Origin of the sequence: Bradyrhizobium sp. 44, from assembly GCF_023073095.1 — a bacterium.
In the GTDB taxonomy this organism is placed as follows: Bacteria; Pseudomonadota; Alphaproteobacteria; order Rhizobiales; family Xanthobacteraceae; genus Bradyrhizobium.
Genome location: NZ_JADPIY010000029.1, coordinates 71,074 through 93,376 on the forward strand (window position 1 = coordinate 71,074; position 22,303 = coordinate 93,376).

At 62.7% G+C, this 22,303-nt stretch carries 22 protein-coding genes; 5 read left to right on the forward strand and 17 right to left on the reverse strand.

The annotated features are described in order from the left end of the window. Positions 1-4 precede the first annotated feature (4 nt). The 14 genes from IVB41_RS26075 to IVB41_RS26140 form a co-directional block, all read right to left on the reverse strand. Positions 5-1,129 carry a glycosyltransferase gene (locus IVB41_RS26075; protein ID WP_247436207.1) on the reverse strand — a complete coding sequence of 375 codons (1,125 nt, stop codon included), beginning with the start codon at positions 1,127-1,129 and terminating at the stop codon, positions 5-7. Further along, entirely contained in the window at positions 1,126-2,214 is a 1,089-nt protein-coding gene (locus IVB41_RS26080; protein ID WP_247436210.1) for a glycosyltransferase, read from the reverse strand. The genes IVB41_RS26075 and IVB41_RS26080 overlap by 4 nt, the downstream gene beginning before the upstream one ends. Further along, positions 2,211-3,341: a glycosyltransferase gene (locus IVB41_RS26085; protein WP_247436213.1), complete on the reverse strand. Its 1,131-nt coding sequence runs from the start codon at positions 3,339-3,341 to the stop codon at positions 2,211-2,213. Before IVB41_RS26085 ends, IVB41_RS26080 begins: the two co-directional genes overlap by 4 nt. Next, a complete protein-coding gene (locus tag IVB41_RS26090) occupies positions 3,338-4,441 on the reverse strand; it encodes a glycosyltransferase family 4 protein (protein WP_247436217.1) in 1,104 nt (367 codons plus the stop codon). Before IVB41_RS26090 ends, IVB41_RS26085 begins: the two co-directional genes overlap by 4 nt. Next, positions 4,438-5,724: a TIGR04295 family B12-binding domain-containing radical SAM protein gene (locus tag IVB41_RS26095; RefSeq protein WP_247436220.1), complete on the reverse strand. Its 1,287-nt coding sequence runs from the start codon at positions 5,722-5,724 to the stop codon at positions 4,438-4,440. The genes IVB41_RS26090 and IVB41_RS26095 overlap by 4 nt, the downstream gene beginning before the upstream one ends. Further along, a complete protein-coding gene (locus IVB41_RS26100) occupies positions 5,721-6,785 on the reverse strand; it encodes a GDP-mannose 4,6-dehydratase (protein WP_247436223.1) in 1,065 nt (354 codons plus the stop codon). The genes IVB41_RS26095 and IVB41_RS26100 overlap by 4 nt, the downstream gene beginning before the upstream one ends. Then, complete coding sequence (locus tag IVB41_RS26105; protein ID WP_247402530.1) at positions 6,785-7,897, reverse strand: NAD-dependent epimerase/dehydratase family protein; 1,113 nt, start codon at positions 7,895-7,897, stop codon at positions 6,785-6,787. The genes IVB41_RS26100 and IVB41_RS26105 overlap by 1 nt, the downstream gene beginning before the upstream one ends. Positions 7,898-8,106: 209 nt before the next feature. Then, the gene (locus tag IVB41_RS26110; protein WP_247436226.1) at positions 8,107-9,312 is read right to left on the reverse strand and encodes a phosphopentomutase; all 1,206 of its coding nucleotides are present in this window, start codon (positions 9,310-9,312) and stop codon (positions 8,107-8,109) included. Then, complete coding sequence (locus IVB41_RS26115; RefSeq protein ID WP_247358999.1) at positions 9,300-10,253, reverse strand: beta-xylosidase; 954 nt, start codon at positions 10,251-10,253, stop codon at positions 9,300-9,302. The genes IVB41_RS26110 and IVB41_RS26115 overlap by 13 nt, the downstream gene beginning before the upstream one ends. Beyond that, positions 10,250-11,017, reverse strand: a complete 768-nt coding sequence (locus IVB41_RS26120; protein ID WP_247359001.1) for a TIGR04290 family methyltransferase — start codon at positions 11,015-11,017, stop codon at positions 10,250-10,252. Before IVB41_RS26120 ends, IVB41_RS26115 begins: the two co-directional genes overlap by 4 nt. Further along, on the reverse strand, positions 11,014-11,823 hold the full coding sequence (locus tag IVB41_RS26125) for a nucleotidyltransferase family protein (RefSeq protein ID WP_027566467.1): 810 nt from the start codon (positions 11,821-11,823) through the stop codon (positions 11,014-11,016). Before IVB41_RS26125 ends, IVB41_RS26120 begins: the two co-directional genes overlap by 4 nt. 2 nt (positions 11,824-11,825) lie before the next feature. Further along, positions 11,826-12,929, reverse strand: a complete 1,104-nt coding sequence (locus IVB41_RS26130) for a glycosyltransferase (protein WP_247436229.1) — start codon at positions 12,927-12,929, stop codon at positions 11,826-11,828. Beyond that, positions 12,926-13,525 (reverse strand): histidine phosphatase family protein, encoded by a 600-nt coding sequence (locus tag IVB41_RS26135; protein WP_247436232.1) that lies wholly within the window; start codon positions 13,523-13,525, stop codon positions 12,926-12,928. The genes IVB41_RS26130 and IVB41_RS26135 overlap by 4 nt, the downstream gene beginning before the upstream one ends. Beyond that, positions 13,525-14,625 carry an inositol-3-phosphate synthase gene (locus IVB41_RS26140; RefSeq protein ID WP_247436235.1) on the reverse strand — a complete coding sequence of 367 codons (1,101 nt, stop codon included), beginning with the start codon at positions 14,623-14,625 and terminating at the stop codon, positions 13,525-13,527. The genes IVB41_RS26135 and IVB41_RS26140 overlap by 1 nt, the downstream gene beginning before the upstream one ends. 354 nt (positions 14,626-14,979) lie before the next feature. Between IVB41_RS26140 and IVB41_RS26145 the strand changes: the two genes are divergently transcribed. Both IVB41_RS26145 and IVB41_RS26150 read left to right on the forward strand, forming a co-directional pair. After that, entirely contained in the window at positions 14,980-15,267 is a 288-nt protein-coding gene (locus IVB41_RS26145) for a hypothetical protein (RefSeq protein ID WP_247290759.1), read from the forward strand. Between the two features lie 38 nt (positions 15,268-15,305). Continuing rightward, a complete protein-coding gene (locus tag IVB41_RS26150) occupies positions 15,306-16,214 on the forward strand; it encodes a hypothetical protein (RefSeq protein WP_247436238.1) in 909 nt (302 codons plus the stop codon). Here the strand turns inward: IVB41_RS26150 and IVB41_RS26155 are convergent. The 3 genes from IVB41_RS26155 to IVB41_RS26165 form a co-directional block, all read right to left on the reverse strand. Further along, positions 16,207-16,989 carry a Crp/Fnr family transcriptional regulator gene (locus IVB41_RS26155; protein WP_247436241.1) on the reverse strand — a complete coding sequence of 261 codons (783 nt, stop codon included), beginning with the start codon at positions 16,987-16,989 and terminating at the stop codon, positions 16,207-16,209. The two genes, IVB41_RS26150 and IVB41_RS26155, sit on opposite strands and share 8 nt — an antisense overlap. 267 nt (positions 16,990-17,256) lie before the next feature. Then, positions 17,257-17,445: a hypothetical protein gene (locus IVB41_RS26160; RefSeq protein ID WP_247436244.1), complete on the reverse strand. Its 189-nt coding sequence runs from the start codon at positions 17,443-17,445 to the stop codon at positions 17,257-17,259. Between the two features lie 182 nt (positions 17,446-17,627). Further along, complete coding sequence (locus tag IVB41_RS26165) at positions 17,628-18,578, reverse strand: AraC family transcriptional regulator (protein ID WP_247436247.1); 951 nt, start codon at positions 18,576-18,578, stop codon at positions 17,628-17,630. A gap of 209 nt (positions 18,579-18,787) precedes the next feature. Here IVB41_RS26165 and IVB41_RS26170 point away from each other — a divergent pair, with 209 nt between their 5' ends. The 3 genes from IVB41_RS26170 to IVB41_RS26180 all read left to right on the forward strand — a co-directional run bounded on the left by IVB41_RS26170 (position 18,788) and on the right by IVB41_RS26180 (position 22,165). Then, positions 18,788-19,711, forward strand: a complete 924-nt coding sequence (locus IVB41_RS26170; protein WP_247436250.1) for a class I SAM-dependent methyltransferase — start codon at positions 18,788-18,790, stop codon at positions 19,709-19,711. 74 nt (positions 19,712-19,785) lie between these two features. Next, complete coding sequence (mddA, locus tag IVB41_RS26175) at positions 19,786-20,577, forward strand: methanethiol S-methyltransferase (RefSeq protein WP_247436253.1); 792 nt, start codon at positions 19,786-19,788, stop codon at positions 20,575-20,577. A 412-nt stretch (positions 20,578-20,989) separates the two neighbouring features. Further along, complete coding sequence (locus IVB41_RS26180; protein ID WP_247436257.1) at positions 20,990-22,165, forward strand: helix-turn-helix transcriptional regulator; 1,176 nt, start codon at positions 20,990-20,992, stop codon at positions 22,163-22,165. The last annotated feature ends 138 nt before the right edge of the window (positions 22,166-22,303 follow it).

Below are 22,303 nucleotides of genomic sequence, written 5' to 3' on the forward strand. Positions count from 1 at the left end.
CCTTTCAGATTTGAGCGACCTGCATGGGACGCGAGGCGGAAAGTTGCGGGGGTTTCCGGCGGCGACGTACCGATGCCTCGGCATAGTAGGTCTCCACTTGCCGGGCGCGGTGGTCGGAGGTGTGGTCGGCCAGAACGCGGCGCCGCGCGTTTTCCGCGATCGTGCGCCTTTGCTCCTCGGGCATGTCGCGCAGGATCTCCACGACGTCGCGGGGGCTCGATGCGAGCAGGATTTCCCGGGAAGGCTCGAAGACCGTCTCGATTCCAGGCCACCGGTCCGAGATGACGGGCGTGCCGCACGCGGCCGCTTCGAAAAGCCGAACGCTGGGCGAGAAGCCGAGCGCGCGCATGTCGGCGCGGGTGGCGTTTAGCGTAAAGCGTTGCTGTGCGTAAAATCCCGGATGATGTCTGGGCGTGAGGTGCTCGATCCGGGCGACATTGGCGGGCCAGACCACCTCATCAGGATATTGCGCCCCGGCGACGACGAATTGCTCGTGTGACAGAGTGCGAGCAGGGGCGAGCAGCAACTCCTCCAGAACCGGTTGCCGGTCCTCGCTGTAGGTTCCGAGATAGCCCAGTGCCCATTTCTTCTCCGCGCGTTGCGGCGCGTAGATCTCGGTGTCGGCACTGCAATACAGCACCCGAGCCAACGGACTGCCATAGTTCTCCTCAATCATGCCGGGCACCGGGCCGCCGGCAAAGGACAGATAAAGGTCGAAGCGCGGGATCATCGCCGCGGAAAGGTAGTCCAGGCCCTGCTCGAGCTTCGCAAGCGTGACCGGCGTGTCGATGTCGTAGAAGGCGGTAATCCCCCGGGCATGGGTCGTGATCCATTCGGAGATCGCAATGCCGTCGGGCACGTAGGAGCCGATGACCACCAGATCGGCATCCCGGATCATCTTGCCGAAGCGCTGCGGGATGTCCTTCAAGGATTGATAAAGCTCGACGGTCCAACCGGAAGGCTTGGCAAGATCACGATGCTCGCGATACCAGGGGACGTCGCGTTCCAGAAACGTGACGTGGTGACCTCGTCGTGCCAGGGCTTCGATCAGGGCGCGGTAGGTCGTGGCATGGCCATTGCCCCAGGACGAAGTAACCGAAAGACCGACGACGACGATGGTGAGGTTCATTCTGCTGCCTCGATTCGCGAACTGCTTGCGGCAAAGAGATCGTTGAACTTGCGCGCGCGCTGCCGGTAGGTGTGATGGCTCAGAATGCGCGCACGAGCGCGCGCTGCGATGGCCCGAGCCCGGTCGGGACGCAGTGCGGCAAGATGCTCGGCGACCTCCGCCCCGCTCGCGGCCACCAGCACCTCGCGATCTGGCTCGAGAAAATGATCGATGCCGTCCCACTGGTCGGTGATCAGGCAAGCTCCGGCACCGATGGCCTCGAACACGCGCGTTGGCGGCGAGAAGCCGTAGCGCGCCATGCTGTCGCGATTGACGTTCAGCGTAGCGAGACCGGAGCCGAAAAACGCGTTGTGGTCGCCGGTCCCGACATGCCCGACCTTGTGCAGATTGGCTGGCGTGTCTTTGGAATCCCACCCCGATCCACCGAGCACGAACGTTTTGTCGGGCAATTGGCGTGCGACATCGATGAAGAACCGCTCGACGCGCTGCTCGCGATCGGGCAGGCGGTTTGCCAGCAAGCTCAGATCGCAAGTGAAGTGCGTATTGGGCGGCGCCGGAAAGTGCGTGGCGGGGTCGAGCGCATTGTAGATCGGTACGCAGTCTCGCGCGCCGATGCCGCGATAAGCGGATACGACGGCATCGCCGCCGCCATAGGTCAGAACCATGTCGTAGGACCGGATCGCATGGCGCAGATGATGGTCTGGATTGTCCGCCACCGACTCCAGCGTCGCGGGGGCATCGACGTCCCAGTAGATGCGCATTGCATTCGATGGGATGTCGGCGACCGCGTTCTCCAGCTCCTGATCGAAGACGCCGACGCCGCTGGCCTTGACCAGCATGTCGGCCGAGCGGGCGGCTTCCTCAAGCGAGCTTCGCCAGCCGTCGGGCGTCGCGGCATAGACCACCACCTTCGCCCAGTCCGGATCGTCGATGTCGCGATGAGCCTGGCGCTCGAAGGCATCCGGCTCGTAGAATGTGACGTCGTGGCCGAGGGCCGCAATCTCCTTCAGCATGCCGCGGTAATAGGTGGCGGCACCGTTCCAGTAGGATGAGACGAGGCTGGATCCGAAGAAGCAGATCTTCATGCGGAGGCTCCGATATATCGCAGGGGCTGTGTGGAGTGGCGTGAGGCCCGGAGGTTCTGCACGATGCCGACAAGCTGTTCCGCCCGATGACGGCAGGTGTGATGCTCCTTGATCGTCCGGAGTCCGGTCTCCACCGTGGCGGACCATAATTCCCGGTCATCGAGCAGCGCACGGAGCGCCCGCTTCATCTCTGCGCCGTCGGAGGCACTGAGATAGGCACCTTCCGGGAACAGGTTTTCCGCATCTGACCAGGGGGCCGAGACCAGTGGAATGCCGCACGCCATCGCCTCGAAGACGCGAATGGTCGGAATGCCCGGAAGCAAGCGGACATAGGGGCCGCGGGGGACGTGGACAGTCGCACGTGCGCCAGCGAAAGCAATGGGAGCCCAGTGCGCTGGCAGCCAGCCGCCATACCGAATACCTGCGGCCTGAATGGTGGCGAGGGCTGGGTCCGAATAGCGGACGCCATAGACCCCCGCGCGCAGCTTCAGCTCGGCCACGGGTTCGACCAGAAATTCGTTGAGCTCGGCACTGCGTTCGCCGTCGCCCCAATTGCCGATCCAGACGACATCGTCGGTGCGCTCGATATGCGGCAGCGGATGATACAGGGCGACATCGGCCGCCTCGTGCCAAGTAAAGGCCCGGTCGGCCCAGCCGAGCTTCAGATAGATTTGGCGAAGCACCTCGCCAAAGGCGAGCACACCGTCGAATCCGTCGAGGTCGAACTGCGCAAGTTCGTCCGGTGCGCTGACGGCGCGATGATGGGTGTCGTGGAACAGCAGCGTAAACGGAGCGCCGTGAGCCCGTCTCGATCCGATGTCTGCGATCAGATCAGGTGAATTCCATTCGTGGACGACGACGAGATCGGCGCCGTGCAGCGCCTCATCGAGATCAAGGGGGGCATCGTGGCGGCGGATGCCGATGCCGGGAAACAGCGTTGGAATATCCTCCATGGTCTGATTGCCACCCTCGCGGAGCGCATTCAACCGGCTCCAGCCGTCGATCGGCTCGAACACGACTACCTCATGACCGAGCGCGTGAAGTTCGCGGGCATAACCGCGCAGGAAATGGGCATTGCCGTTGTTCCAGCAGGAGGTGAACGCGTGGTAGAACAGAACGCATTTCATGCGCGGACCTCCATGGGGGCGGGCGCGTGATGGACGGCAAGCAGCTCCTCGTACAGGCTGAGATAGGCGCTCGTGGTTCGGGTCAGCGAGTAGGTCAGGGAATGCTCGAAGGCGGCACGTTGCAGCCGCACCCGCTCGCGATCGTCGGTGCACAGACCTGCGAGCGCTCGATGCAGCGCCTTGCTGTCGGTGGGATCGACGAACAGCGCGGCCCCACTCCATAATTCCTTGAAGGTCGGAATGTCGGACAGGACGAGGGCACATCCCGCGGCCGCGGCTTCCAGAACGGAGAGGCCGAACGGCTCATAGAGCGCGGGGCTGGCGAAGATGGCAACGTGCTGCAAGTGCGCGCGCATGGCTTCGTGAGACAACTGCCCGAGCCAGGTGACGGAAGCCGAAGGGCACTCATCCGCCGGCCCGGCGACCTGAACGGGCCAGTCCAGTCCAGGCGCCGCGGCCGCCAGGACCTCGATGTTCTTGGCGCGGTCCCAGAGCCGGCCCGCTGCAAAGATCATGTCTTGCTTCCGTCCCGCGAGGCCCTGAGGGTCAATTCCATTCCAGATCACGATGCCGCGCGAGCGAGGCCGATAGATTTCCGCAACGTCATCGTGGAAGGACTGGCTGGGACAAACCCAGGCCTGTGCCGTGTCGAATGCGGCCGTCACCCGTTCGGTGTAGCCGCGCCATTTCGGTTCACCTAGCCAGCTCGTATTGCGGCACGCGAGCCCCCAGGAGTTGACGCAGGAATGCGCGACGACCACCACTGGAGCGCGCCAGGCGAAGTTCGCTTCGCGAAAGCTGTTGAGGTGAACGACGTCAGGCCGGATTCTGGATTCGAGCTTCGCAAGGACGCGCCTGGCCTGGGACAGATCTTGTCCTTCCGGATACTGCCATTCGAGTGCAAGGTCCGTTTCGATCAGGCGGACCCGCGAGCCACCGAGCATCTCAAGCTGGCCGGCCCGCGCGCGCGGACCCATCGTCACCAGGGTGACGTCGGCGCCCTTCGCTGCAAGGGACGACGCAAGAGATGACGAATAGGTCCAGACGCCTCCAACGGTATCGGTCGTCATCAGGATCCGGAGCTGCGAGCTGCGGCTCATGATGCCACCTGCAGTTCGAGAGTCTCGAGCGGGACCGGGCGATCGTTCTGCACGTCGCTGAACTGGTCGAACATCGCGAGATAGTGCCGGTGCGCGCGCTCCCAGGCGAAATCGTCGGGCTCGCCCCACAGCTTCCGATAATCCGGCGAGCCTGGATAGGGATACAGCGGGACCGGATCGTTGGCCCAGATGCCGGCATCCTGCATGGTGCGGCGCCAGCGCTGCACGATGGGGTCATCGTCCTCGGGGACTTCGATCAAATTGGCCTGCACGAAGGGGACGTGACGGCGCGCTTCGACCAGCCGTTCGGCAAGCTGGTCGGTCGTCATCTTGCAGTTCTTGGCGAGCGCGGCGCGGCCCTCGACCGTGAGGCTCTCGATGCCGGCTTCAATCGAGACGCAGCCGGCGCGGCCGAGCAGAGCCAGCATGTCCGGCTTCCAGAGGTCGATGCGGGTCTGCACCCCGAATTTCAGCCCGCGTGTGGCCAGCCCTTCCAGCAGTTCCTCGTTCGGAAGAAATATCTCGTCGATGAAATAGACATATTCGATGCCTTGACGGCGCAGGCCTTCGACTTCTTCGAGAACGATGGTGGCAGGCCGCTTGCGGTAGGCGTTGCGGAAGTTCTCCTTGGCGCAGAACGTGCAGTTGTACGGACATCCCCTGGACGCCTCGACCTCAGCGCCCGGCGCCTGCGGCTCGGCTTCGAAACGGTGGTGGTGATGGTGGTGCCGCCGGATCATCTCCTCCGGCCAGTCAAGCGGCGGCTGATCCTTGAATGCGACCGCCTGCGGGCCGCCATTGACGCGGAGCGAGGCGCCATCGGCAAAGCACAGGCCCGGAAAGTCCCGTTCGCCATTGGCGAGACGCAATAAGGAGGCCTCGCACTCGCCCATCACGACGATGTCGGTGCCGAGCTTTCGAAGCGCCGCTTTTGGCACGGTCGAGCCATGGGGGCCCACCGCGACGAGGATCGGAGCCAAGTCGCGCACCGCCCTCGCAAGCTCCTGCGGGACGCGGAGCTCGGGAGGGGCACAGCGCCAGAACAGATAGGTCGGTGCCGTCGTGATGACGATCTGGTCGGGGCCGAACGCGCGCAGCTCGGCTTCGATATCGGCGAGAGAAAGGTCAAACATGTGGGCGTCGAGCAGCAGCGTCTTGTGCCCGGCCGCCATCAAATAATGCTCGGAGATCCCGAGTTCGAGCGGAAGGTGAGGGGATCGGCAGCCGAAATAGATGCTGCCGCCAAAATCCCAATTCGGGTTGATGAGGGCAACACGCGTCATGCCAGCGCCTCGCGGTTGCCTTGTGACGATCCGAACCGGCCGTCCAGCCAGGTGTGAAGGGATCGGAGGCCGTCTGCGAACGAAACCTGAGGCGCCCAGCCGAGCGCGCTGGAGAGCGCGCGCGTGTCGGTCACGTACCAGGGCTGATCCCCGGGCCTCCAATCGGCGAAGCGATAGGCCACATTGCGGCCGGTCAGATCGGTGATGCGGTCGATCAATTCCAGCAGACTGATCGCGTTGGCCGGACCGCCGCCGAGATTGAAGACGCGTCCACGGGCGAGCGCGATGCCATCGAGCACGGCGAGCCAGGCCGAGACCGCGTCGGAGACGTGAAGCGCATCGCGGACCTGATGGCCGTCGCCATAGATCGTCAGCTCTTTGCTGCGGATGGTGCTCAGCAGGAAATGCGCGATCCAGCCCTGATCCTCGGTGCCGAATTGACGGGGCCCATAGATGCAACTCATGCGCATCACCACGGTCTGCAGGCCGTAGACCCGCGCATAGTCGTGGACGTATTGATCCGCCGTTCCCTTGGAGCATCCATAGGGACTGTAGAAGTCGAGCGGCGCATTTTCCGAGATGCCGGCGGCGAGCAGGCCGCTTGTCGGCGTGTAGCGGCGGCCGGTGAGCGCGATCTCGCCATCGTCGATCAGGCGTCCGTAGACCTTGTTAGTCGAGGCGAACACCACCGGCGCGGCGTTGTTGTGGAGGCGCACGGCTTCGAGCACGTTCAATGTGCCCCGCGCGTTGATCTCGAAATCGGCGGCCGGATCGCTCACGCTGTCGGTGACGGCGACCTGGGCGGCCAGGTGCAGCACGGCGCGGGCTTCGCGTACGGCGTCGATCACCGGGATCGGCTCGCGAATGTCGGCCACGGTAATTGTGACCCGGTCGCCATGCCGGGACTTCAGCCACTGCGCATTCTCCCGCACGCCGGCGCGGGCGAGGTTATCCAGGATCAGCACCGGCTCGCCGCGCTCCGCGAGGCGGTCGGCAAGGTTGCACCCGATAAACCCGCAGCCGCCGGTGATCAGGACGGGTCTGTTGTCTCGTTCACTCATCACGCGACCAATCCTCGTTGCTGCAGCTCCTTGGTGGCCCGCTCCGCCTGATCGTCAGCGATCTGGTCGGCGAGATATTCCGCCAGCTCTTCGAGCCCATCCCTGAATGCGACGCGAGGCTCGAAGCCGAGCACGTCGCGGGATTTTCCCATGTCGGCGAAGCAGTGCCGGATATCTCCTGCGCGATATTTCCGCGTCAGCTCGGGCGCAATGTCGCGGCGCCCCATGACTTCGGCCAGATCCTCCGCGACCGACAGAATGGTGCGGCTCTGGCCGGAGCCGACGTTGAAGACGTCCTGCGCGTGCTCCGCCTCCAGCGCCATCCGGCAGGCGCGGGCGACGTCATGGACATGGACGAAGTCGCGGCGCTGCCGGCCGTCCTCGAAGACGAGGGGAGGGCGGCCGTTGAGCAGCCGGGCGGCAAAGATGGCCAGCACGCCGGTATACGGATTGGACAGCGCCTGACGCGGCCCGAACGCATTGAAGAAGCGTAGCGCCACCGTCGGGATGCCATAAGCCTTGCCCGTGATCAGGCACATGCGCTCCTGCGCATATTTATTGAGCGCATAAATCGAGCTCAGCGAAGGCTGCTTTGTCTCCGGGGTCGGAACAGGATCGAGCGGGTTGCCGGTTGCATCGCGCAGCTCCCAATCGCCGCGGCGAAGCTGCTCGACTGCCCGCTCCTCGCAGGCGACCACGCTCTGATCGGCGCTCCGGTAGAGGCCCTCGCCGTAAATACTCATGGACGAGGCCACCACGAGCCGCGCGACCGGGCGCTTGGACAATGTCTGCAACAGCACGGCGGTGCCGAGCTCGTTGGTCCTGACATAAGGTTCGATGTCGTACATGCTCTGGCCGACGCCGACTGCTGATGCGAGATGCAGGACCATGTCCGTGCCGCGCAACGCATGATCGACCGCGAGAGCGTCGGTGACGTCACCGACGACGAGCTCCGCGTCTTTGGCAAGGTAGGCGGGACGCTGGCGGTTGCCTCCGTGGACCTGCGGCGAGAGATTGTCGAGCAGGCGGACTTCATAGCCGGCCGCCAGCAGCGCGTCGGCCGCATGCGATCCGATGAATCCCGCACCTCCAGTGATCAATACTCGCGTCATTCACCGCTCCGTGCCGCCGTGAGATCGATCCTGCGGGATCAATCCGTGATGAGAATGAAAGCGCGCTGCTGTTCTGGTCGGGCGACCGGCGCGCCAGTCACATTTGGGAGTAGAAGCGATGCAAGGAATGTTCGTTCCTGCGAAACCTACAAACGAATATTTCTCTAACCTGGATCAATAACCCAGGTGAATCTGCCGGGTGCAGCGGACTAGAAATGCACGCCGTGACCTGGCGTCCGCAGTTCGAGATGCCTCGCGACCGCTGCGCCGATGTCCGCAAATCCGGCGCGCTTGCCGATCGAAGAAGTTGAGCGCGGGCTCCATGCCAAAATCGGCACTTGTTCCCGCGTGTGGTCGGTACCGCTCCAGGTCGGGTCGCAACCATGATCGGCCGTGATGATCAGGAAATCATCGTCGTGCAGGCGGTTCAGCAGATCCGGAACGCGCGCATCGAATGTTTCGAGCGCCGCTGCATAGCCCGCGACGTCGCGCCGATGGCCGTACAGAGTGTCGAAATCGATGAAGTTGGCAAACAACATCCCGCCCTCTGCGAGAGAGGCCAGCCCATTGAGCGTGGCATCGAACAGCGCCTGGTTGCCATCGCCGCGCAGGTTCCTCCCGGTCCCGCGATGAGCGAAGATGTCGTCGATCTTTCCGATCGTGACGATGTCACGGCCTGCGCTTTCGGCAAGATCGAGGATCGTCCGCTCCGGCGGCGGGACCGAAAAGTCCTTCCTGTGCGATGTCCGCTTGAAGCCACCCGCCGACGTACCGACGAAGGGACGTGCGATGACGCGTCCGATGTTGAGGGGATCGACCAGTCCGCGGGCAATGCGGCAGACCTCATAGAGGCATTCGAGTCCGAACGTCTCCTCGTGCGCTGCGACCTGAAACACGCTGTCGGCCGATGTATAGCAGATCGGTTCGCCCGTTCTGATGTGACGCTCGCCGCATTCGGCGATGATCTCTGTGCCGGAGGCGTGACAGTTCCCGAGGATGCCGGGCAATCGCGCCTGTTCGCACAGGCTCTCCATCAAATCGCGCGGGAAGCACGGCTTGGTTCTTGGAAAATAGCCCCAGTCGAACGGCACCGGCACGCCGGCGATCTCCCAATGACCGGATGGTGTGTCCTTGCCTTTGGAGATCTCGCTCGCACAGCCAAATCGCGCATGCTCAGGACGGCCATCGAGCCCCGGCGGCACGCGCCCGGTGGCGAGACGGCAAGCCTGGCCAAGTCCGAGCGCAACCAGATTGGGAAGCCGAAGCGGCCCCTCCCGGCTGGGTCCGTCGGCAGTGCCGGCCATGCACATGTCAGCAATGTGGCCGACGGTATCGGCACCCTCGTCGCCGTAATTGATGGCGTCGGGGGCGGCGCCGATCCCGACGGAGTCCATCACCAGGATCAGGGCACGCATGTCGGCTCCGAGATGGCCGGGCGCGAAGACACTGCGGACGGCGCGAGTCCGGTTTTCGCGCAATAGCGTTCGACCATCTTTGCGCAGAAATCCGCGAACTCGTTGACGTCGAGCGGCGGGCTGGTGTGATGAGGCTCGATACCTCGATGTTCCGGGGTGAAGCAGAAGGTCACCGTGACCTGAAACTCGGCCAGCGCGTCCATCTGCCGATCGAACCAGGCGAGCGCATTGGGACGGAAGCTGTCGGCCCAGGACAGGCCAGTCCTGAGATGCTGCACGCCGAGCCGGCGCATCCAGCGCACGGCGTCATCGAGGCGGTGGTCCTCGAAGTGAAACCACTGGCACAGGCCCATCGCAGGTGCATATTGGCTGAACAGGCCCGCGGCAGCTTTCGGCGTGCCGTCCTCGCGCAGCAGCCCCATATGGAAATGCCGATAGTAGGAGGAACCTTCAGCTTCCTTGTGCCGCGTCGTCGCCTCCCAACTGGAAGGAAGATCGTAGAGGCTGTACCAGTGAATACGCGGCGCCCGGCCAGTCAACAGCTCGGCGGTCCGCGTCAGTCCCCAGGCCTGCACCTCCTCGGCACCGAAGGACGAGACTCCCACCTCGCTTACCCACACCGGCAGGGAAGTGACGGCCTTGATCTCGTCGATCTTGGCCGGCCATTCCGCGATCTGCCACAGGTTCCAGTCCAGCGGAAAGCCGTGCACGGCCACGGCATCGACATGATCGAGCACGCCGCGCGCCTGCATGTTGCGGATGAAGGACGGATCGATCGGCGATATACCGCCAAGCACGCGCGGGAGTGTGGGATGCGCGCTGCGGATCGCCTTTCCCGCAGCGAGCGCCAGGCTCGCGAACATGGTCCAATCCGGATCGATCAGGATGTCCCAGTGCGACTTGTTGTTGGGCTCGTTCCAGATCTTGGCGGCTTCGATCATCGGCCGGTCTCCCGCGACGGATAGACCGGACCTTCCGCCTGCGGCCTTGCTACCCGCTTGCATAGATAGACTTCGTCTTCCGGATGCGCCGCGATCGCAAAGCCGGCGCTGCGCAGCATGGCTTCGGCGCAGGCGCGGTTCGGCACCCACCAATTCGTGGGGTCGTCGGCATATTTGTTCTCGATGAAGTGCAGCTTTGGATAGCCCGGGGAATCGAACTGATCGGTGGTCCAGAAGTCGTAGTTCTTGTCGACGCAATCCACGCGGCTGTCGCCGCGCTGCATCGACTGGAACAGCAGGAGATCGCCGGCCACGTGCTCGTGGATCAGATCGAGTGCCAGCAGAGGGTGCCGCAGGTGGTAGAGCACGCCCATGAAGATCACGAGATCGAACTTTTCGCGCAGCTGTCCGACGTCGTAGGCTGACATCTTGCGGAATTCGATCCTGAGCCCGTTCACCTCGGCCGCGAAGCGGGCTTGTGCGAGATATTCGTCGTCAGTGTCCAGGCCGAGGACGCGCTCGGCGCCGCGCCGCTTCATCTCCATGGCGTAGAACCCGGCATTGCAGCCGATATCGAGCACGGTCTTGCCTTCGAGGCGGTCCGGGATGATCCCGGAGAAGCGGCGCCATTTCACGTTGGGATAGTCACCGAGAAAGTGTGAAGGCGCAGTCGGCACGCCATTCAGGTCCAGATTGTGAAACCATGGCCCGAGCGCATCGACGCGCTGGCGGATTTCCTCGCGGGAGAGGGCGCCTCTGCTCATGCGGTCACTCCATTGTTCATTGCGTGGGCCGGGCGGGCCGCCTCCGGCGAACCGCCGGCCAGCAGTCGAGAGCGTCCGTTCCCGACGGAGCTTTCGGCGAGCAACGCCATTGCCGTCCGGTAGCCGTCGATGGTGCCGACGTCGACATAGGATTCGCCGGCCTTGACGCCGAGACCCTGGCCGCCGGCCGCGATGTAGGCGTTGACGAGCGTCCCGAAATATTCATCCCGGCGCTCGCGCTTCGTCCACAGCGACTGTAGCTCGCGAAATCCGTTGCCGGACATCTTGAAGGCGCCCCATATCCATTTCGACGCCGCATCCGGCTGCTTGACCTGGATCTCCGTGACGCGATCCCCGTCGAGCACGACGGCATCGAAGAACTCGGGGTGTTCGACCGGAAACAGCAGAAACGACAGGTCAGCGGCCGGCAGCGCCTGCAGGGCGGCCTTTGGGAACCAGACGGTATCCGGAAGTCCGACCAGGATGTCTTCGTTGTGGCCAACCACCGTGCCCGCCCTGAACACGGCATCGCACAGCCCCGACGCATCGGGCTGCACAACATAGGCGAGTTGAGCGCTGCCGTAATGATCGCCGAAATATTCGAGGATGTCCGATTTGCCGGGGGAAATCACGAAGCAGATCTTGTCGGCACCCCCAAGGATCAGCCGCTCCAGCAGATATTCGGAGACGGCGCATGGACGATCGATGCCGTCGTCCCGTTGGCTTCCGACCGGAAGCAATTCCTTGGAGAAGGCGAGCGGCTGGATGCGGCTGCCGCGGCCCGCGGCCGGAACGATGCCCCACATGATCAGGCCTCCTCGGGTTGCTGTCGGCGCGCGCCGAGGGATGCCGTCTGCTCAAGCAGCGAAATCAGCTCGGCAGCGCGCTTGTCGGATGTGTGCTGATCCATGGTCCGCTCATATGCGCGCCCGGCGATGTGCTGAAGGTCGGCGTCGGCCATCGTCAACGCAGCAAGCGTGTCCTTCGCATCATGTGCGATCAGGATTTCCTGGCCGGGTACAAAGAATTCATCGAGTCCCGGCCAGTCGTCGCTGAGGAGCGGGGCCTTGCAGGCAGCGGCTTCGAACAGGCGGCCGGAGGGACACCAGCCCATCTCCGCCATGGCGCGGCGCGTGACGTTGAGCGTCAGCCGGGACGACGCAAAGAACGACGCGTGCTCAGACGGCGGCAAGTGCTGCACGAAGTAGATGTTTGGCGACCAGGGAAAATCTTCCGGGTACTGTGCACCCCCGATCAGGAAACGCCGATCCTGCCTGTTGCGTGCGGGTTCGACGAACAGAGCCTCGAGCGCGCGCTGGCGATCCTGCGAATATGTGCCGAGATAGGACAGATCCGCACGGTAATGCGGCTGCGACGACACCGGTCGATGGGTGTCCGTATCGACATGGCCGTAGAGCGGGCGGACATTGCCGGCGCCGAGCCTGTCGCGAAATTCGTTGCAGATGCGTGGACCGCCGGTGAAGCTCAGGACCAGGGCGAAATCCCGCAGGCCCCGCGGCCCGATATAGGGAACGGCCTCGCCGGCCATGAGCTTCGCCAGCGTGACCGGCGTGTCGAGGTCGTAGAACACGGGCACCGCGTGGCCCTCGGACAGGGCAAGTTCCGTCGCGGCGATCGCGTCGGGACAATAGGAGGTCACGATCGCGACATCGGCATCACGAATGTCGCTGCGCGCCAAAGGAAGTACATCGTCCCAGTTCGAGAACAGGCGCAATTGGCCGCCGGGCACTTCGTGCAAATCCCGCGCGCCGGCGTAATAGGGAACGTCGCGCTCGAAAAAGACGACGTTGTGGCCGGCTCGCGCGAGATGCTTGCAAAGCCCTCGCCACAAGGTGGCGTGACCGTTGCCCCAGGATGAGGAAATTGTCAGGCCGAAAATCACGATCTTCACGCTGGCACCCGCTGATTGATCCCGGTGATCTTGAGTCCGCGATTGTCCACGCTGAGGGTGCTGACGCTGCCGGGGTCGATCTCGATCGAGAGGAAGTCGTCCAGCTCTTTCCGGGAATAATGCAGCAGCGCCGCGCGGATCGGTTCGGCGTGGCTGACGGCGACGACGACCGTGCCGCTACCATGATCGTTGCGCAGCTGCTCCAGATGGGCGACGACGCGCCTCTGGAGCGACCGCATGCTTTCGCCGCCCGGCGGGCGGTTCGTTCCGCGTTGTTCGTTCCAGCGCGACCATCGGGGGTCTCGGGCGAGTGCCTCGAACGACAGTCCGGTCCATTCGCCGTAGTCGAGCTCGTCGAGTGCCGGCACGATCTCCACCGGCAAGCCGAAGCGTGCGGCCAGGATGCAGGCCGACTGCATGCAGCGCCGCTGCGGGCTCGACTGAACCATGTTCGGCGGCGGCGTGAAGGTATCGGCACATCGCGCGATTTCCTCGCAGCCGAGATCATCGAGCTCTACGCCTTTCATCCGGCCACAGAGAGTGCGGCCGAGCAGGGCATGATGCCCGTGGCGGATCAGATGAATGATGTTCGCCATCAGGTGTACGCCTTGTCGTCGATGAAGGCGCGCGTTCGCCGTCCGGCTTCCTCGTCCGGGAACTGCTGAGGCGGCGACTTCATGAAATAGCTCGAGGGGCCCGTCAGCGCGCCGGCTTGCCCGCGGTCCATGGCAAGCTTGGCGCAGCGGACCGCGTCGATCACGACGCCCGCCGAGTTTGGAGAGTCCCAGACCTCGAGCTTGACTTCCGCGCTCAAGGGAACACCGCCGAACGTCGTGCCCTCCAGGCGGATAAAGGCCAGCTTGCGGTCGGTCAGCCACGGCACATGGTCGCTCGGGCCGACATGGATATTATCGGCATCCATGGGCACGTCGAACTGGCTGGTCACGGCCTGGGTTTTGGAGATCTTCTTTGATGTGAGCCGCTCGCGCTCGAGCATGTTCTTGAAATCGGTGTTGCCGCCGACGTTGAGCTGGTAGGTTCTGTCCAGCCGCACGCCACGTTCGCGGAAGAGATTGGCGAGCACACGGTGCAGAATGGTGGCGCCGACCTGGCTCTTGATGTCGTCGCCGACGATCGGCAGGCCTGCATCCTCGAATCGCCGCCGCCAGTCGGGATTCGAGGCAATGAAGACCGGGATGCAATTGACGTAGCCGCAGCCGGCCTCGATCGCGCGCGCGGCGTAAAATTCGCTCGCGCGCTGCGAACCGACGGGAAGATAGGACACAAGCACGTCCGTGCGCGAGGTCGCGAGCACTTCGGAGACGTCGGCTTCCGGGACATCCGCGATCGGGACGTCGTCCTTGAGATAATGGCCGACGCCGTCCATGACCGGGCCGCGTTGGACCATGACGCCGGTGGCTGCGACGTCGGAGAAGCGGTGCGTATTGTTCGGCGCTGCGAAGATCGCCTCGGCCACGTCGCGTCCGACCTTGCCGGCATGGACGTCAAAAGCCGACGCGACCTGAATGTCGCTGATGTGGTAGCCGCCGAGATCGGCGTTCATCAGCCCAGGCACCGGCTCGTTCGATTTGGCGTCCCGGTAATAGGAGAGCCCCTGAACGAAGGAGCTCGCACAATTGCCGACACCGACGATGCCGACGCGCACGCGCCGCCTGTCCTGAAGACGAGAATGCATGGATCGAGGCCCTCCGGAAGACGTGCAGCGTTGAGGCATGCAGTGTTGAAGACTTGCAGTGTTGACGTAAGTACGTCGGCGAACGTGAGGAACGTATGTTCGTTCCTGAACTCACGGCACTATGTCCGCCTCACGTCGGATTTCGGCCGAAAAAATTTCACGCGCTTAACCTGGGATAGAATCCCGGGCAGTTTGGCGGGAACGAAACGCTTCCATGATGAAGATGAAGAAGATGATGCTTTGAGAGAGTCCGGCCTACGAAAGAACAAATCCTCGCGTCCGGCGTTCACGGCGAAACAGTCTGACGCGAGGGCCGATCCGTCGCTCGCTCCTTGTCAGGAATCGAGGTGTCACATGTCATCCAAATCACAAACCAGCGAAGCCCAGCAGACCACCAGCCATGACGTGATCCGGAAATGGGCGGAGGAACGCGGCGGAAAGCCCGCGACGGTCAAGGCTACCGAGGAGGACGGACACGCCGGCATCCTGCGCATCGATTTCGATCCGCCCGACGAAGGGCTCGACCGGATCAGCTGGGACGAATTCTTCGCCAAGTTCGACGAGACCGGCATTGCGTTCCTCCACCAGGACCGCACCAAGGACGGAAAGCCGAGCCGCTTTCACAAATTCGTTCGGCGTTGATCGGATCACCGCGGGTGTCGGGCGGTTGGACGGAGGCGATGCGGGCAGGCGAATTCGAACGCGCCTGGGCGATCAACGATCGCGATCTGGCAACGTTTGCGTATCCACCCAAGCATACCGGGCCTCGTCACCTCCAGCGCATCTGGCGCGGCGAGGAGCTGAGAGGCAAGGATGTACTGGTCCGCTGTTACCACGGGCTCGGCGACACCATCCAGTTCCTGCGCTTCATGCGGCCGCTTCGTGACGTCGCGCGCCGCGTCACGGTCTGGTGCCAGGGCGAGCTTCTGCCGCTGGTCGAGCGAGCGGCAGGCGTCGATCGGGCTTTTGCGCTCCATGATGGTGCACCTGAGATCGACTTTGAGATCGATATCGAGATCATGGAGGTGCCGCATGCCATAAGGGCGAGGCGGGAGCACGTCGAGATGCGTGCATCTTACGTATCGCTGCCGCCGGCGGTCGAGCAAGTCCGAGGTCTTGAAGGTGGAGCTCTTGCCGTCGGCCTGGTTTGGGAAGTCGGCAACTGGGACAAGCGAAGGACCATCCCGCCGTCCCTGCTAGGGCAACTTGCCGTTCCCGGAGTGACGCTCTGCTCGCTGCAACGCGGGGCCCGAACGCGCGAACTGGCCGAGATCGGCGCGAAGGACGTCAGCACGCCTGACATTACGGTTCTCGGTCGTCTCCTCCAGCGGCTCGATCTCCTCATTTGCGTTGATACCATGGTGGCCCATCTTGCGGGAGCGCTCGGCTGTGACGCGTGGGTCTTGTTGCATGCGGATTGCGACTGGCGCTGGCCGTCATCCGAGTCCCGTTCCCTTTGGTATCCGAGCCTGCGGCTGTTTCATCAGAGGACATCAGGCAATTGGGATGACGTCCTTGGAGAGGCGCGGGAGGCCCTGATTGCACGCTCCGCAAGCTTCCAACGTGTCGTCCGAAAGGGGCTCAAGTGAGCGCAAGGTCCGCCGTAAGTGGCCGGAGCCGCAATGACGACGCATCGTCGCGGCTGGACTGAATGCCCAGGTAAGTCGGATCGAATCTTGCGAGCCGCACGAGTCCCGGCCAGTCCGTAATCGTTACCGTCTTACCCTGCCATTGCAGGAGGTTGCATCGTCGCAGCTCCTGAATCGTGCGGTTGGCGTGGACCGGAGAGATGCTGCATGCTGCCGCAAGGTCCGATTGGGTAAAAGGTGATGGCAACCTGAGATCTCTCGCCAAGCCAACGCTTTGCAGGCGGATGGTGATCTCGCACAGCAGATGCGCCACACGCGTCAATGCATCACGGCTACCCAGGTTCACTGTCCAGTTGCGCTGAATCGCGTGGCTGGTGAGCAGCATCAGCAGCAATGCGCGAGACATAGCTGGCGAACGCGCGGACAAATCGCGGAAGAAACGGTGTGGCACGAGAGCGACGATGGCGGGGCCAAGTGCGATCAAATTGCCGTCAACGCGAGGACGATAAAGCGTGTGCAGATCGGCGATGTCTCCGGGAACATGGATTGAAGTGATCTGCCCGTCTGCACTCTCTGCATCCTGCCAAGACAGATATCCCTGAAGGAGCAGACAGCACTGAGTGGCATCATCGCCATGCCGCAAAACGGCCTGGCGCGAACTTAGATGCGCGATTGTGCTTGCCATGTCCGCGAGCAGGTGGAGATCGTCGGCCGTTACGGGAGTGAGGCTCGCCAACCGGTCGGCGAGCTTGGAGAACGCAAATCCTGCCTGCATTGGTCGCCTAACAACTCAGAACCCGTCCCCAATCTGATCGATGAGAACGACAGAGCGCATTAAACTTTGATAGTTTCACTCCATGCAGGCCATGTTTGTCTGCCCAGCATGCGCCCAGAAGTGGGAGGGACCATCGGTCAAACGGTTCCGGAACAGTAGACGGCGCATGCGATCGTCCTCAAGGATCGGAGGATTCGGGAACCGGAAGCGCGAGGCGCGCTCAGGCGAAGCACCTGTGTTCTCGCGGCGGGATCCGCGGAGATCGCGCTAGTCATGCTCATACTGTTCCGAGAGAAACTGATTGATCGCGTCGAACGCCTGCAACCGGTTCTTCTCCAGCAGAACCATGTGCGTGCCTTCGCCGATCTCGACCCATCGCCGATATCGCGCGTGTTTGTGCGCACCGAAATCGGCGTGCGTGACGCGTCCCCTACTCCAGGTCCACGCCGAGGGCACTGGGCGTGCCTATCAGCTGGTCACATGCTCCGCTGTGCGAGGTAGACAAGAGGTGCGATTCCGACCGTCCATGGCGGTTTTGACCCGCCACGGCTCTCGCCGCGACGGCGACGCATCATTTCCTGATCGTCCCCTATGGACGCTCGTTCTGAAACTTGACGCGTGCGCAATCAATTGGCTTGTCAGCGTTGCCGCCATCGCGCAGGCGCCAGGCCGAATTCACGCCTAAACGCCCGGCTGAACGCTTCTCCGGATCCGTAACCCACTTCCTCTGCGATTTGGTCGATGGGCTTGCGTGTTTCTCGTAGGCTCACCTTGGCTGCCTGAAGCCGCCAGATGGTCAGATACCGGATTGGTGGCACCCCGATCAGGGTTGTGAAGCGGTCGACGAAGGCGCTCCGCGACATCGAGACTTCTCTCGCGAGGGACTCCGCGGACCACGGCAGCCCGACGTTATGATGAATGGAGGCGAGCGCGCGTCCGATTTGCGGATCGGCAATCCCCTTCAGCCATCCCCCATCTTGATCGGTGTATGTCACGGAATACTGGCGCATCGCCTCTACGAACAGCAGTTCGGAAAGCCGAGACATCAGGTTTGACGAGGCGAACCTGCCGGCCGTCAGTTCGCCGGCTGCATATCGCACTGAAGCCTCGATCCAGTCGCGTGCGACGCCCTCGCGAATGTCGAGCTTCAGCACTCTTGGCAGGGCCGCGATCAACGGATTATAGGTTTCCTCGCTGCCGAGAAACCCGCACACGATTTGCGCCGGCTCACCGCCTCCGCCGTGCAGAATTTTTGCCAGCCCTCCATCCACTGAGGGTTGAATGAGATGACGCGCGCTTGTCGGTACCAGACCCGCGTCGCTGGCCAGCGTATGAACATCGTTTTGCGGCAGCAGTACGATTTCCCCGGCCCGCACTTCAATGGTGGGTTCACCATCGACGCTGAGCAATAATTTTCCCGCGATGACGAAGTGGTAAGCGATCAACAGCGACGGTTTGACTGCGAAAGTCCCGCAGTCCTCAGCGACGATCTGGGTATGCACGCTCCACGGCGCGGTGAAACGCGCATCCAGAAAGATCCCGCCAGTCAGGCGAACCGATCGAAGCACTTCCGATAGCGGATCGATCATTAGGCTAATCTCAGATTTGGACGATCGGTCAACTGATCCGGCTGGGCGATCATTCACCGTGGCGGTCCCCGCGCTTATACGGGGCTCATGAATGAACTGCCAAGCAACCGATTCCTCCACGTTTCCTTGAGACGATGTCCAGACGGTCAGGCGGACGCGGAACCGTTTGCGGAAGAACGGAAAAGCGGGACGCCACGACGGGGTTCCGGATGGCAACCAAGCAGACGGACATCTCGATCATGAGCATCGCGCAGGCTAACGCAACCGTCACTCCGTATATCGATTTCTGGAACGCAATACTGGCTCCGAAATTCAATGCGTGGCGGCACATCCTCGCCGGCGGCCTTCACCTGCATAGCGCTAAAGTATTCCCGTCGCTGCCGATCAGAGCCGGCGGCAGGGTCCTGGATGTGGGATGTGGCTGGGGCGACACCGCTATTGAACTTGCGCGGCGCGTCGGACCGGCCGGATCCGTCCTCGGCCTCGATTGCTGCAATGCCTTCCTCGACGTCGGCCGCGCCGATGCGAAGGAGGCAGGGGTGACCAATCTCAGCTTTCTCGAAGCGGATGTTCAGACCCATCCGTTCCAGCCGGTACATGATTTTTGCTTCTCTCGCTTTGGAACCCAGTTCTTCGAAAACCCAACGGCTGGCTTGAGCAACATGCGATTTGCGCTCAAGCCGGGTGGACTGATGACGATGGTCGTCTGGCGCGAACGGGCGGACAATCCGTGGCTTACACTGTCGAAGGAGGTTCTGCTTCGTTACCTGCCCCCCGTCAGGGAAGACGCCGCAACCTGCGGCCCCGGACCGTTTTCCATGACCGATCCCGAGGCCGTGACTCGGCAATTGATGATTGCCGGCTACAGCGGCATCAGGTTCGAACGGATCGATGCCGAAGTCCTGGTCGGGCGAGATCTTGACGAAGCGGTCGCGTTTCAGCTCGCGATCGGTCCCGCAGGGGAAGTCTATCGCGAAGCCGGCCCGAAGGCTGCTCGCCTGTTTGATACGCTGGTGGCGGCCTTGAAGGACGAGTTGAAACAATTCGTCCGCCCTGAAGGCGTGATGATGAATTCAAGCTCTTGGATGGTCACCGCGCAGAATCCGGGATCACCGCAGCGGCCCCGGGGGTGACGTACCCGCGCCGGTCGCTGCTCGAAATCTCTCCATTGTAAGCACCGCCGCAGCCGCCGCGATCTGACGAATCGATGCAAAAAATTGAACTCTCTGGGAGAAAATTGATGGCGGGTCTAGTTGCGGTCCTCTACGGCACTGCCGCTTACGGGGTGACGCTGATCGCGTTGCTCTATCTCATTGGCTTCACCGGGAACCTGGTCGTTCCAAAGTCTGTCGATTCCGGGGCCATTGGTCCGGTTCTGCCAAGCATTGTTATCGATGTGCTGCTAATCGGACTGTTCGCGATCCAGCACAGCGTGATGGCGCGTCGGGGCTTCAAGCGCTGGTGGATGCGAATCGTGCCGGCTTCGGTCGAGCGCAGCACCTACGTGCTGTTCGCCAGCTTTGCACTGCTGTTGCTGTACTGGCAGTGGCAGCCGATCCCCACGCCGGTCTGGACCGTGAGCCACCCGGTCGCGGCGGGGGCAATCGACGCCATCTTCTGGCTGGGTTGGGTCGTGCTGGTGGCCAGCACGTTTCTTCTCAATCATTTCGAGTTGTTCGGCCTCAGCCAGGTGTTCATGCGCCTGTTCGGTAAACAACCGTCCGAAGCCAGCTTCCGCACGCCGTTGCTCTACCGGTATGTCCGCCATCCGATCTATCTCGGCGTCCTGCTCGCAGTCTGGGCCACGCCTGCGATGACGATCGGTCATCTGCTCTATTCGCTTGGCATCACCGCCTACATTCTGATCGGCATTCAGTTGGAAGAGCATGACCTGATCCAGCAGTTCGGCGACCGGTATCGCCGCTACCGCCGTCATGCGGCCATGCTCGTCCCGCTTCCAGGCCGAAGATTCGCTGCTTCCGAGGACGCCGACATCTGACCCAAGACGCTCGTCAAGACAGGCCAATCAGTCAGCAAGCAGGGTGGATTGAAAGAGCCTGGGCACAAGCTATCCGCGACTGGCACTTGCTGGGCAGGCCTTGATTGCCGCGTCCGCGCCAAGTGTCGCGCTATTTGGCGGGGTTCCAGGGCGGCGCGTTGTCCGTTCGCAGCCGTATCGACACGGGCGGGGCGGCGTGCGCATCGCGTTCTGATCAACTCATTTTCAACCTGAAGCGTCCGGCCAAGATGTCACCGATCGCACTGATCATCCTCCATTTGAAGGATGGCCGATATTCCCCGCGGCCCCGCTGGGACACGATCAAAATGATTTGAGCGCGACACCGGCTCGATATCAGCGGAAAAGCTTAAAGTTGTTTCATAGCTATCCTCATACCGGGGCGCGTCGTCGAATGAACAGGGTTTCACATCCGTGGTCGGCTTCGGAATCGTCGCAAGACAATTCAGATGATCAGCAGCAACTGAGCGACCTGATCAGCGTCATCTACGATGCCGCAATCGATCCCTCTCGTTGGGAAGACGCCATCGTCAGCATCGTGCAATTCGTTGGCGGCGCGGGAGGCGGGCTGTTCTGCAAAGACATTGGTGTTCAACACGCCACGGTGCCCCATCGCTTCGGATTTGACGTGCCGTTGCGGGTCGAACTTTTTCGGCAGATTTATTCCTCCGCGGAGGGTCACTTTCTCGGTGACCTCGAACAGCCGGTCGCGACGACCGATTTGATGTCCTTCGCAGCACTCACCCAGAGTGAACTATACCGGCAGTGGGCCGAGCCCCAGGGGCTTGTCGATTTCGTCAGCGCGGTTGTCGACAGAACCACGGTCAGCACAGCCATTTTTGGGGTCTTCCGCCACCGGCGAAATGGGATCGTAGACGAGCACGCGCGCCGGCAAATGAGGCTGATAGCGCCGCATGTCAGGCGTGCCGTCGTGATCGGGAAGATGTTCGAGTTCAAGGCCGCTGAACTCGCGACGTTCGTTGACACGTTGGACGGGCTCGGTGCCGGCATGTATCTCGTCGATCCCGGTGGACGTCTCATTCACGCCAATACGGCCGGGAATGCCATTCTCGACGCCCGCGATATTTTGAGTTCGGTGGGTGGGCGGCTGGTCGCCAGCGATCCGCAGATCGATCGCACCCTACGAGATGTCTTCGCCACCGCGGGGCAGGGCGATGCCGCACTTGGTATAAGGGGCATCGCGGTGCCGCTGACCGGCAGGGAGGGCGACCGCTATGTGGCCCATGCATTGCCGCTCACGTCAGGCGCGCGTCGGCGGGCCGGTATTGTTTACACCGCCACGGTGGCCTTGTTCGTTCGCAAGGCGTCGCTGGCCGTCGCTTCTGTTCCCGGAGCCATCGGCAGCGCGTTCAAGCTGACGCCGACCGAGCTTCGCGTGTTGCTGGCCGTCGTCGAGGTCGGTGGCATTCCCGAGGTTGCTATGGCGTTCGGGGTCGCGGATAGCACGGTTAGGACGCATGTCAGCCGGTTGTTTGAAAAAACAGGTGCCGCGCGCCAGGCGGATCTCGTCAAGCTGGTTGCAGGCTATACGACGCCGCTGGCCGAATAGGAGAGAGGTCGCTCGTTGCAGCACCCAGAAGCAGCAAATATTTGCGCGCTCCTCCCACGTTCGCAGGACGACACCCAAGCAGCGGTTGTTCAGGATGGCATGCGTCCCGCCGGCACGCAGTGGGGTAGGTGATCAGGC